This is a genomic window from Myroides phaeus (assembly GCF_900099675.1).
In the GTDB taxonomy this organism is placed as follows: domain Bacteria; phylum Bacteroidota; class Bacteroidia; order Flavobacteriales; family Flavobacteriaceae; genus Flavobacterium; species Flavobacterium phaeum.
The window spans coordinates 69,746-82,741 of record NZ_FNDQ01000011.1 but is presented as its reverse complement, the minus strand read 5'-3'; the positions used below and the strand labels follow the sequence as shown (position 1 = coordinate 82,741).

The following is a 12,996-nucleotide window of genomic DNA, read 5'->3' as shown; positions in this document are numbered from 1 at the left end:
TTACGTTGGGTAAATAGTAACAAAGAAGTGATGAGGTAGGATTATATTTTAAAAAGTAAGTTGTAACTTTTTATATTACAGTAAGATATGTTATTTTGCACGATAGCGCATTTTGTTGTAAATCATTGTGATTTTAGTTTATTTTTGCGCTTTAATTATAATTATTGCCTAATAGAAATATGCCAAAAGAATTACAATTACAAGTACTGCCTGACGTTGCTGCTTCAGCAGAATTATTAAATCAATATGTAGCCAATAATTTGAGATGTTCTACAACAGATATTCAGCACATCACTATTTTAAAAAGGTCTATTGATGCCAGACAACGTACTGTAAAGATAAATTTGACAGTTGATGTCTTCTTTCAAGGAGAAGAGGTCGTTCATAGACAAATTGATTTTCCTGAATATAAGAATGTAAAAGATGCAAAGCGAGTTATTGTTGTAGGTGCAGGGCCTGCAGGTTATTTTGCTGCTTTACAATTAATTGAGTTAGGTGTAAAGCCTATTGTGATAGAAAGAGGAAAAGATGTAAGAGGAAGACGTAGAGATTTAAAAGCAATAAATATTGACCACGTAGTTAATCCAGAATCAAACTATTGTTTTGGAGAAGGAGGAGCAGGTACATATTCAGATGGGAAACTGTACACTCGTTCTAAGAAACGTGGAGATGTAAACCGTATTTTAGAATTATTGGTTGCCTTTGGAGCAACACAAGATATATTAGTAGAAGCACATCCGCATATTGGTACGAATAAGTTGCCAAAGATTATGCAAGATATGCGTGAGAAGATTATTGAGTTTGGCGGAGAGGTATTATTTGAAACCAAAGTAGTTGATATAGTCGTTAAGAATAGCGAAGTGCAAGGAGTTGTTATAGCAAATGGCGATACTATTGAAGCTAATAAAGTTATTTTAGCAACAGGACATTCGGCACGTGATATCTACGAGATGTTAGACCGTAAGAATATTTTAATTGAAGCTAAACCATTCGCCTTGGGAGTACGTGCGGAACACCCACAATCACTTATAGATAAAATACAGTACTCTTGCGATTACAGAGGAGAGTTTTTACCACCAGCGCCATATTCTATCGTAAAACAAGTGAATGGTCGCGGAATGTATTCATTCTGTATGTGTCCAGGTGGAGTAATTGCGCCGTGTGCTACGGCTCCAGGTGAAGTTGTAACAAACGGTTGGTCGCCTTCTAAACGTGACCAAGCAACGGCAAACTCTGGAATTGTAGTAGAGTTGAGGTTAGAAGATTTTAAACCATTTGAAAAATTCGGAGCTTTAGCAGGAATGGAGTTTCAAAAGTCAATTGAACAAAGAGCATTTTTGTTAGCAGGGGAAACACAACGCGTACCCGCTCAACGAATGGTTGACTTTTCACAGTCTAAAGTGTCGGAGTCAATTCCTAAAACATCTTACTTACCAGGTACAACATCTGTGGAATTAGGTAATGTCTTTCCAGGCTTTTTAACACAGATAATGAGAGAGGGGTTTCAAGAATTTGGCAAATCAATGAAAGGCTATTTTACCAATGAGGCTATTTTACACGCTCCGGAAAGTAGAACATCATCTCCAGTTCGTATTCCTCGTGATAATAAGACATTAGAACACCTTCAGATTAAAGGATTATATCCTTGTGCAGAAGGAGCAGGATATGCAGGAGGAATCATCTCAGCAGCAATTGACGGAGAGAAATGTGCTATAATGTGCGTTGAGAGTATGTCATACAGAATAGTACAATAAAAATAAGCCTAACTATTTACTATAATAGTTAGGCTTATTTTTATTGTACTATTCTGTATGAGATTACTTTTGTAAGCTCTGTATCATATACCCACTCAATTGTAACAATTACTTTAGCATTGGCAGTATTATTAGCTCTTAGTTTCTGTACTGATTTCATTCCTTGAAAAGGAACAAACTCAGCTTCAATTCTCTTTAAATCATTTCCTAAGTCTTCTAATTGCTTAAACTTATTACCATGTTTTAAATAAGCATATTCTAAATTAGAATTACCAATCAAGGCATCAAGGCTAATTTCTCCGACTAACTTATCTAATTGTATATACTTATCTTTTTTATCAATAAATTCTGGATCATCCAAATAAGTAATAGTTACAGTTTTAGGTTCTGATATTTCAATATTCTGATAAGAATCATAATCGTTTAAAAAAGAGAATAGCTCTTTTTCACTTAGTTTTAATGCTTTATCTGTGGGGCTTTGACAATTAGCAAATAATAAGCTACTAAAGATGACTATAATGAATATTTTTAAATATTGCATCTGTGTTATTTTAATTTCTAAAGCGAATATAAAAGTAATCTGATGTTGAGGTATAAATTATTATTTTAGATAAGCCTTTTCTTTAGTTAAGGTATGAAAAGTGAAATGAAATAGATAATTGGTTCATTGTATTTTTATTGAGGTATAAAGTAAATAGGAATGAAAGAACATTGATACCTGTTTACAAAGGAATAATTCCCTTAGATGTTAATGTTAATTGGCAAGAATTATGTTTTAAAGAAGAAATTACTTGTTGATTTATAGAGTGAGTTGTTCTTTTATAATTTAAATTTGCAATGAATTTGACCACTTGGTCTATTTTAAATAGTATGAGTAGAAATACCCCTGCAAATAGAAAGGCAGTAAGCTTGAAGATAGCTCAAAAAAAGAAGAAGGAGAAAGAAGCTGTTGCTAATAGAAAAGCAGCATTAAAAGCTATTGTTAATCAAATGAATAAGAAAGAGTAATTTTGTTTGAGGCGAAGTTGCTTTAAATTAAATAATAAGATAAAATTGCTACATACTTGTAGTAAGTAATACCAAGTCTTTCGCTTAGACAAATAAGACAAGCCTAACTATCAAAAATAGTTAGGCTTGTTTTTTTTGGGGTATAGTTAGAGTTATATTTTTTATATAAGAAAAAAGACCTATAAACGAAGCAAAAAACGTGTATTTTACTTTTTTAAAATGTCCTATAAAGGAAAACACAATGATTATTATTTTAAAAGATTGATTAATGAGAATAGGTTTCTGTTTTTATGTGGATAGTTTTATTAATACTAAGCGGTATAGGTTTTGTTTTTGTTTAATGTATTGATTTTTATGGCTTTGTGTATTGTAAGGTGTTGTTTTGTTTTTAGTTGTTTTTGTTAAAATTCTTTCGTGTCTCTTTGTGTCTCCAATAAAATGAAACCTATTTAACATTTCGATTTATAAAATTTGTTCCTAATAAACAGTGAAAATTGTTTTGTATTCAATCGTAAGAAAACCTAATAACGAACTACAAATTATGAACAAAAAATTACTTTCAATAGCGTGTTTAATGGGGACATTTTCCATGTATTCACAAGTTGGAATTGGTACAAAGATTCCAAATAAATCTGCAGAATTAGCTGTAGTATCTGACAAAAGAGGATTGTTGATTCCTAATGTTTTTTTAAAGAATAAGACAGATATAACAACAATCCAAGCAGGTAATATAGAAAGTTTATTGGTCTATAATACCAATAAAAATGATCAATTAAGTGTTGGATATTATTATTGGCACAATAATTTATGGAATAAACTACTTGTAGAAAAGGATATTCCTGAATTAGTAATTAACTATTTTGAAGAAATTACTCAAGGTGGTGATGTAACCAATATTATTAAAAACATTGTAAGAAAGACAGAAGGTAATGTCTTTTATGAAAACGGTAAGTTTTACTATATAAATGTAAACGGAGATAAAGTAGAAATAGATTTTTCTACTATTCAATTCAATGAAACCCTTACTATTTTAAATTATGATTCGGCAAGTGGATTACTAACTTATACCAATGAGAAAGGACAAGTTGTAACTATTGACATTAAGGAATCAGTTAAAGCATTTGAAACCCTTACTAAAATTGAGCAAGATATTGATAAAGGGACAATTACATTTTATGATGAAAATGGGAACTCTACTGTCTTATTAATTGCAGATTTTATTCAAAAACATGAAACAGAAACAACTTTAGTTAGAAATAGTCCTGGAAATTATAGTTATACAAATGAAAAAAATGTTGTTACTGAGATTACAGTTATTGGAGATCTTGTTGAAGTAATAAATAATAAGTTAGATCAATTATTATATCAAACATTAAAAAACTTTGTTGATTTAGAAGAGACTGTTACAAAGTTAGAGTATAATGCATCTACAAAGATGTTAGCTTATACTGATGAAAATAGACAATTACACAATATTGATATTACTCAAGTAGTAAAAGACAATCAAGATATCACTCGAATTGACAGTAGCAATTCCAAAAACATTACTGTAAGCAGTGTACAAAGTGGTAATATACTGACGTATGTTTTAGAAGTTAATACTGCTACAACTTCTGACTTAGGTGTGGTGAAGCCAGGAAGTGGATTAATTGTGGACGAATTTGGAGCATTGAGTGTAGATGTTACAACAATTTTAAATGGGAAGCATTTAAGTGGAAATGAAAAAATAGTTGTAACAAATGGTGCAGGTTCGGTTTTAAAAGAGGTATCCTTAGATATTAATGAAGCTAAGTTAAGTCTTCAAAATATTGGAGGAGTATTAAATTTAAATCAATTATATAGTGGCAATTCGGGTGATATTCTATTTGTAGATGCATCAGGTGATATTGTTTGGTCTGCATTAGAAACAGTAACATCAAATAAGCTAACTCTAAATCAGGCAGAATTAAGTTCTACTGTTAATGGAGTTTTATCATCAGTAAGTCTGGTTGATAAAATCTCTAATGAGATGATTCAAAGTCGTGCTGTTACCCAGGAAAAATTAGGTGCTTTAGAAAGTCAGGTATCTATGGTACCTGTTGTTCAAATTGATGGTAGTGTTAAGTATCAAAAGATAAATGAAGAACAAATTGAGGGTAAATTATTGGAGTCTGTTAATAATTTATTGACTGTGACTTCAGGTGCTGGGGCAATTTTAAAGGATGTAACTTTAACCGTAAATCAATCTAATTTTGAATTAAATAAGATTGGAGGAACATTAAGTATTTCTAAGATTGAAGCAGGACCAAATAATACTGTTCTTATTACTAATAATGCGGGAGATGTTGAATGGGTTGATCAGAACTCGCTTGTACCTACAACTACTAACGCTTTAGAATTAACAGGGAATACACTAACAAGTACGGTAAACAATATCTCTTCATCTGTTGATTTAGATGAAAGTAATGTTATTTCAAGTAAAGCTATCACGGGAACTGGTATTACAGTTGATGGAGGAGTTGGTGCTTCTTTAACAGATGTAAGCTTAAAGATTACTCCTGGAGCAGAAGAGCAAGTGTTAATCACACGCAATAACGCAACAGAGTGGGTTGATCAAAATACACTTGTACCTACAACTACGAACGCTTTAGGATTAACAGGAAATACACTAACAAGTACGGTAAACAACATCTCTTCATCTGTTGATTTAGATGAAAGTAATGTTATTTCAAGTAAAGCTATCACGGGAACTGGTATTACAGTTGACGGAGGAGTTGGTGCTTCTTTAACAGATGTAAGCTTAAAGATTACTCCTGGAGCAGAAGAGCAGGTGTTAATCACACGCAATAACGCAACAGAATGGGTTGATCAGAACTCGCTTGTACCTACAACTACGAACGCTTTAGAATTAACAGGAAATACACTAACAAGTACGGTAAACAATATCTCTTCATCTGTTGATTTAGATGAAAGTAATGTTATCTCAAGTAAAGCTATCACTGGAACTGGCATTACAGTTGACGGAGGAGTTGGTGCTTCTTTAACAGATGTAAGTTTGAAGATTACTCCTGGAGCAGAAGAGCAGGTGTTAATCACACGCAATAACGCAACAGAATGGGTTGATCAGAACTCGCTTGTACCTACAACTACTAACGCTTTAGAATTAACAGGGAATACACTAACAAGTACGGTAAACAACATCTCTTCATCTGTTGATTTAGATGAAAGTAATGTTATCTCAAGTAAAGCTATCACTGGAACTGGTATTACAGTTGACGGAGGAGTTGGTGCTTCTTTAACAGATGTGAGCTTAAAGATTACTCCTGGAGCAGAAGAGCAAGTGTTAATCACACGCAATAACGCAACAGAATGGGTTGATCAGAACTCGCTTGTACCTACAACTACGAACGCTTTAGGATTAACAGGGAATACACTAACAAGTACGGTAAACAACATCTCTTCATCTGTTGATTTAGATGAAAGTAATGTTATCTCAAGTAAAGCTATCACGGGAACTGGTATTACAGTTGACGGAGGAGTTGGTGCTTCTTTAACAGATGTGAGTTTGAAGATTACTCCTGGAGCAGAAGAGCAGGTGTTAATCACACGCAATAACGCAACAGAATGGGTTGATCAGAACTCACTTGTACCTACAACTACTAACGCTTTAGAATTAACAGGGAATACACTAACAAGTACGGTAAACAACATCTCTTCTTCTGTTGATTTAGATGAAAGTAATGTTATCTCAAGTAAAGCTATCACTGGAACTGGTATTACGGTTGATGGAGGAGTTGGTGCTTCTTTAACAGATGTGAGTTTGAAGATTACTCCTGGAGCAGAAGAGCAAGTGTTAATCACACGCAATAACGCAACAGAATGGGTTGATCAGAACTCGCTTGTACCTACAACTACTAACGCTTTAGAATTAACAGGGAATACACTAACAAGTACGGTAAACAACATTTCTTCTTCTGTTGATTTAGATGAAAGTAATGTTATTTCAAGTAAAGCTATCACTGGAACTGGTATTACGGTTGACGGAGGAGTTGGTGCTTCTTTAACAGATGTGAGCTTAAAGATTACTCCAGGAGCAGAAGAGCAAGTGTTAATCACACGCAATAACGCAACAGAATGGGTTGATCAGAACTCGCTTGTACCTACAACTACTAACGCTTTAGGATTAACAGGAAATACACTAACAAGTACGGTAAACAATATCTCTTCATCTGTTGATTTAGATGAAAGTAATGTTATCTCAAGTAAAGCTATCACGGGAACTGGTATTACGGTTGACGGAGGAGTTGGTGCTTCTTTAACAGATGTAAGTTTGAAGATTACTCCTGGAGCAGAAGAGCAGGTGTTAATCACACGCAATAACGCAACAGAATGGGTTGATCAGAACTCACTTGTACCTACAACTACTAACGCTTTAGAATTAACAGGGAATACACTAACAAGTACGGTAAACAACATCTCTTCATCTGTTGATTTAGATGAAAGTAATGTTATTTCAAGTAAAGCTATCACTGGAACTGGTATTACGGTTGATGGTGGAGTTGGTGCTTCTTTAACAGATGTGAGCTTAAAGATTACTCCTGGAGCAGAAGAGCAAGTGTTAATCACACGCAATAACGCAACAGAATGGGTTGATCAAAATACACTTGTACCTACAACTACGAACGCTTTAGGATTAACAGGAAATACACTAACAAGTACGGTAAACAATATCTCTTCATCTGTTGATTTAGAAGATGTAATTCAAGGTGCACAAAATACCTATGCCGTAATAGATGGAGTAAATACAACTGTTGTTAGTACAACCACTGCTAAGCATACTGATTATAGTGTGAATGTTAGTAAAAATGCTATTCAAAATGCACAAAAAATAAGTGAGGTTATAGCAGGTAATGGAGTGTTAGTTAATTCTGTAGTTGTTGATGATACAACATCATATACAGTTGCAGTAGATCCAAGTTCAACTCAATTATTGGGAGATGTAACAGGACCACTAAACTCAAATAAAGTAGTTGCAATTCAAAATGAAAAAGTAAGTACAACAACTCCGTTGAATAATCAAGTATTGACTTATGATGGAGTCTTAAAAGAGTGGAAACCGGCAATACCTCAAGTAAATGTAGATGATGTTTTGAATGGAAAAGCATTGACTTCAACTGATTTAGAGTTGTCAGCTAATGCACCAACCGCTTTATTGAAAGCAGTTACAGCTAATATTAAGACAGGTGCAGTTACTTCAGATAAAATTTTAGATAGAACAATTTTACCAATTGACATAGCAAAAGCAGGATCACTTGAAGCTTTAATCACAGATAGTACAGGAATGCCTAAATGGAGCAGTCAGCAGACACTTGTACAAGATAATCAGAAAATATCACATGTTGCAGCAGGTGAAAATGTTAATGTAGTTGAGTCTTATCTTGATAATACGACAACATATACAATTGATGTTAAATCAGCATTACCAAAGTTTTTCTATATGCCATCGGTTTTAATACCAACAGCAGAAGGACAATCAAGTCAAAACGGAGTAACATATAGTAACGCTACAAGAAAAGGGTCAATCAACTTATATGAAATTTATAATGAACAATTTAGTACCCCAGTACTAAGTAGTCGTAGTGGGGCTACCTTACCTGTTATTGATGTAGCTGATTTAGATTTTATTATCACTTATATAGATAGTAATGTGTTTTTTAATCTGCAGTTGACTGAGCAAGGACTCTTAACATACGAAGTTAGACCAACAGCAAATGTAACCAATGGTTCCTTTATGAATATTGTTTTTAGCATTCGTTAATTTAAAAATTAATAGAGATGAGAAAATATAGGTTAATAGTCGGTCTTTGCTTTTTAAGTATAAATGCATGGGCACAAAAAATCACCGTAACGACATATCAAGATATAGAAACTATACTAACTAAAGAAGAGACACAAGAGTTAAAGAAATTGGTAAGTGGTGAAAGAACGTTTATGAGTTCTTATAGCGACGGTACTGTTGAACGTTATCAAAGAGAAGACAACAATGCGACAAAAGCATTGTTTATGGAAGGATATTTTTCACCTTCTATTATAGAAAACAATGAGGAGTTTACAAGAATTGCAAGGGATATAGAAGTTGTATCAATCAACTTACATAAAAGTCCAATGCAAGGCAAAGTAAAGTTTGACCTAAGTCTTTTTAAGGGCTTAAAATATGTTGTTGTAAATTCTTTTAAAGAAAGTGATTTAATACAAATAACAACAGATTTTAAAGCTTTGAGTAAAGAGAAAGGACAAGAGATTATTGTTGTAAGTAATTTAATGGAACAAATAAGGTAAGCTATGAAAAAACAATATAAAAAAATGTTTAAGAACACTTCCTTTTATACTTTCCTATTAGTGCTATTGATGATAAGTAATGCTTTTGGACAAGTTATAAATAAAGTTCCTTTTACATTACGAACATCCTCAATGGCACCTGAACCATATAAAAACAAAAGCATTTACAATCTACGAGGAGATTTTACAATGATAGGTAATGCTAACTTATTTGATAGTAGAGTATGGGGAAATAAACCAAAAGATGCAAATGCTAATAATGGTTTAAATAGCTATATGGCTTTTTATAAATTACCAAATGAGATAAGTAGTATTAAGAACTCATCTTCTTCTACTTTAGTACATCTTTCAGGATTTGACGCAAGTTGTACTACTATAGTTTATGTAGGTTTATATTGGTCTGGAAGAGGAGATAACACAGATGCTGATGTTTTGCCAAATGGGTTGAACAAAAAAAAGGTCAAGCTGAAACTACCAGGTCAATCGTCATACCAAGAGTTAACAGCAAACGGTATTTATAAAGGAACGTCTACTGAAAGTGGGATATACTCATCATACGTAGATATCACTGATAAAGTTCGTGCATTAGGAAATAACGCTTGGGGAACCTATAGCGTTGCTGATATAGCTACTACTATTGGTGATGGTGGTTCTGTAGGATATTTCGGAGGATGGGGGATGGTTGTTGTCTACGAAAATTCAATGATGAAATGGAGAGATATTACTGTTTTTGATGGTTATAGCTTTATAGAAAGTAGTAATAGCCAGTATAGAACAGGAATCTTAAATGTTCAAGGATTTAGAGCAGCACAGAATGGAAATGTCAATATTAAAATGGGGATGATGGCTGGTGAAGGTGATAGCCCTATATCAGGAGATTCATTTGAGATTAAAAAAAGACTTTCAAATGATTGGGAGAAATTGAAACATTCAAGTAATGAAGTAGACAACTTCTTTAATTCTACTGTTTTAATATCTCCTAACACACGTGTACCCAATTATACCAATAACTATGGGACTGATATAGTAATGTTTGATTTGGGAAATACTGGGAATAAGTTCATTGACAATGGACAAACAGAGACCAGTTTTAGATTTGGTACAAATCAAGATACTTACATTATTTACAACATAACATTTGCTGTGGATGCATATGTGCCAGAAGTTGAAGCAGAGAATAATATTTTAACAAACAATGTTGTACATAATGCCAGTATAGTTCCCAATCAGCTGTTAGATTTTGAAATTGCATTGAGAAACAAAGGAACAGAAGCCGTGAAGAATGGTAAATTAGAAATTCCTATTCCTCCATCAATGCATTTTGTCTCTGCAAGCGTTGATCAAACATTACCTGTGAAGGGAACTGTTACTTGGACACATCCAAATTCTACAGATTCAAATATAACACCCGGAGGTACGCTGACTTGGAAGTTTGATCAGAATTTACCTTTTGGAGATATTTTAAAAATTCTTGGAAAACTAAAGTATAAATTAAGAGTATCTAATGATTGTACCTTATTAACTACTTCAGCAAATGATTGTATTTTAAATATAAATATAAATGGAAAAGTAACAGGAACAGGAGTTACTTCTGGTAGTGCAGTAAATGCACCTTTAGTACGCGGATACGGACAAGGAGCTTGTCCAGCACCAATATTTGATGATTTGCAATTAAAGATTATTGTAGATAATTCATTTTTAGCAAATTGTCCTAATGAGATTATAAATAACGAACGTGTGTTTACTGCTTTTTGTGCTAATGTCAGTGACGTTATTCAGCGTAGTGATATTGTTAATTCATATCCAGCAGGAACAAAGTTTTATAGTCAAGAACCAGGTACTTCAGGTTACGAAAGTTCAATAGTTACAGGAGATTTTCCTTTAAGTACTTCAGGTAAAATATTTTACGCTGTGGTTTTAGGAGCACAACAAGGATGTTATTTGAAGTTAAGGACAGTATTAGAAAATATAGAAACAGTGCCAACGGTATCATCTGTGCAAGTGTGTGAAGGAGAGTCTTATGAGTTGAATAACCAATTATCAGCTAATGGAGTACAAAGAGGGTTAAGTCTATATTATTTTGCAAGTGAAAATGCAACTGTTCCATTAGAAAATATTCCTCATCCTACACAAGCAGGAAGTCATAGATATTATGTATCAGAAGGTAAAGTTAGTAGTTCAGGAAGTTGTTTTGGAAATAAAGTAGCCTTTAATATTACAATCAATGAACTACCTGTAATTGGATCATTGCCTGTTATATGGGAGTTTTGTCCAAATGCAGATGCAACATATCAATTTACTTCAGATGCAAACCAAACGATTATTTGGGAATACACATTATCATCACAACCAGCAGTTTGGTATAGTTTACTTTTAGCTCCGTTAGAAAATAATGTACTAACAGCAAATCAAGGGGAATTAAAAGTTTCTCATGCAAATAGTATGATTGATAGATTACAGATTAGAGCTAAAGTTATAAATGAGAATGGTTGCGAAACTTACTCAAACCCAATGCTTTTATCACTAAAATCGTGTAATGCAATCACTAATCCATCCTTGCCAAGTAAGGCAGGTAAATAGTTTAAAGTATGAAAAACAAATTAAATATAACGAAAGTATTATTGTTTGGATTAGGTATAATGCTAACAATAACGAGTAAAGCTCAGAATCCAAGTAATGAACATCTTGTTAATGCTGGAATAATGAGCGTTGGTACAGAAGGAGTTGTAGGAATTGGTTATGATTTTTCAAATGAAGAAAGTGCAAGTTTACTTACAGATGGAACTATCTATTATTATAGAAACTTTACTAATGAAGGAACATATGATATCTCTGTTAATAAAAAAAGTAGTAAAACAATATTTACTCGCATTGATGGGGAATATGGAAAACAAGAACTTACTGGAAATGGACTAAGTAATTTTCACGATGTCGTGTTTGACAACGAACAAAATACTGTAGCTTTTGATTTAAAGAACAATATTGATATTCACGGGGAAGCAAATTTTAAACAAGGAATTGTAAAAGTTGATTCAACAGAAAATGCAAGGACACAATTGTCAAAAGGGATGATTAGTTTTTTAAAAGGATCAACAGTTAAAAATGTGAGTGATAATAGCCACGTAGAAGGAGTAGTTGAGAAAATAGGAAATCAAGATTTTACGTTTCCCAAAGGTGATGCAGGTTTTTATAGACCTGCAATAATAACGTCTGCAAAAAACGAAGCAGATGTATTTACAGGAAAGTATACTTTGAATGACTATGCTTTCTTTAGAGCGCGTCCTACTGCTGCAGGTGTAATTAATAAATTAGACAATAAAGAGTATTGGATAATCGAGAAAGGAAGCAATAATAGTAGTGATATTATATTGACCTTAAGTTGGGATGATCGAACAACACCTTTAGAATTGCTAACTAATCCAGAGCGTGATTTGCGTATTGTTAGATGGGATGCTAAACTTCAATTGTGGGTTGATGAAGGAGGAATAGTTGATGTTGCAAATAAGTTAATTACTACTCCTACTACTGTTAAAGGGTATGGTTTTTTTACCCTTGCTACAGTTAAAACAGATTGGTTGATTGAAGGAGATGTTGTTATTTACAACTTAGTCAGTAAAAACGATGACAGTAAAAACGATTATTTCTTGATTGATAATATATATAAATTCCCTAATAACACCGTTCAAATTTTTAATAGATGGGGAGTTAAAGTATATGAAACAACGAACTATGATTCAGCAGGAAATGGAACTACAAATGTTTTTAGAGGCTACTCAGAAGGAAGAGGTACAATTGCTAAAAAAGAACCATTGCCTACGGGAACATATTACTATGTTGTGTCTTATGAATTTAAAGATGCAGCAGGAACACGAATGATTAAGAAAACAGGGTATTTACACTTAGACACCCAATAAAA

7 protein-coding genes are annotated in these 12,996 nt (G+C 33.2%); 6 read left to right on the top strand and 1 reads right to left on the bottom strand.

Annotation, left to right across the window (positions count from 1 at the left end; translation table 11 throughout):
- Positions 1 to 179: 179 nt before the first annotated feature.
- On the top strand, positions 180 to 1,754 hold the full coding sequence (locus tag BLT46_RS07360) for an NAD(P)/FAD-dependent oxidoreductase (protein ID WP_090408502.1): 1,575 nt from the start codon (positions 180 to 182) through the stop codon (positions 1,752 to 1,754).
- A gap of 40 nt (positions 1,755 to 1,794) precedes the next feature.
- Here the strand turns inward: BLT46_RS07360 and BLT46_RS07355 are convergent, their stop codons facing one another.
- Positions 1,795 to 2,295, bottom strand: coding sequence for a hypothetical protein (locus BLT46_RS07355; RefSeq protein ID WP_090408499.1), 501 nt, complete (start codon positions 2,293 to 2,295; stop codon positions 1,795 to 1,797).
- 296 nt (positions 2,296 to 2,591) lie between these two features.
- On the opposite strand from BLT46_RS07355, the gene BLT46_RS13185 reads away from it, so the two are divergent.
- The 5 genes from BLT46_RS13185 (at position 2,592) to BLT46_RS07335 (ending at position 12,994) form a co-directional block, all read left to right on the top strand.
- A complete protein-coding gene (locus BLT46_RS13185) occupies positions 2,592 to 2,762 on the top strand; it encodes a hypothetical protein (protein WP_176770739.1) in 171 nt (56 codons plus the stop codon).
- 541 nt (positions 2,763 to 3,303) lie between these two features.
- On the top strand, positions 3,304 to 8,559 hold the full coding sequence (locus tag BLT46_RS07350) for a hypothetical protein (protein ID WP_143021877.1): 5,256 nt from the start codon (positions 3,304 to 3,306) through the stop codon (positions 8,557 to 8,559).
- 17 nt (positions 8,560 to 8,576) lie between these two features.
- A complete protein-coding gene (locus tag BLT46_RS07345; RefSeq protein WP_090408494.1) occupies positions 8,577 to 9,080 on the top strand; it encodes a hypothetical protein in 504 nt (167 codons plus the stop codon).
- Between the two features lie 3 nt (positions 9,081 to 9,083).
- Positions 9,084 to 11,660, top strand: a complete 2,577-nt coding sequence (locus BLT46_RS07340; protein ID WP_143021876.1) for a hypothetical protein — start codon at positions 9,084 to 9,086, stop codon at positions 11,658 to 11,660.
- A gap of 8 nt (positions 11,661 to 11,668) precedes the next feature.
- A complete protein-coding gene (locus BLT46_RS07335; protein ID WP_090408488.1) occupies positions 11,669 to 12,994 on the top strand; it encodes a T9SS type B sorting domain-containing protein in 1,326 nt (441 codons plus the stop codon).
- Positions 12,995 to 12,996 lie beyond the last annotated feature (2 nt).

Excerpts from the sequence above, each read along its gene's own strand:
- BLT46_RS07360 (WP_090408502.1), top strand. The coding sequence starts at position 180 with ATGCCAAAAGAATTACAATTACAAGTACTGCCTGACGTTGCTGCTTCA.
- BLT46_RS07355 (WP_090408499.1), bottom strand. The coding sequence starts at position 2,295 with ATGCAATATTTAAAAATATTCATTATAGTCATCTTTAGTAGCTTATTA.
- BLT46_RS13185 (WP_176770739.1), top strand. The coding sequence starts at position 2,592 with ATGAATTTGACCACTTGGTCTATTTTAAATAGTATGAGTAGAAATACC.
- BLT46_RS07350 (WP_143021877.1), top strand. The coding sequence starts at position 3,304 with ATGAACAAAAAATTACTTTCAATAGCGTGTTTAATGGGGACATTTTCC.
- BLT46_RS07345 (WP_090408494.1), top strand. The coding sequence starts at position 8,577 with ATGAGAAAATATAGGTTAATAGTCGGTCTTTGCTTTTTAAGTATAAAT.
- BLT46_RS07340 (WP_143021876.1), top strand. The coding sequence starts at position 9,084 with ATGAAAAAACAATATAAAAAAATGTTTAAGAACACTTCCTTTTATACT.
- BLT46_RS07335 (WP_090408488.1), top strand. The coding sequence starts at position 11,669 with ATGAAAAACAAATTAAATATAACGAAAGTATTATTGTTTGGATTAGGT.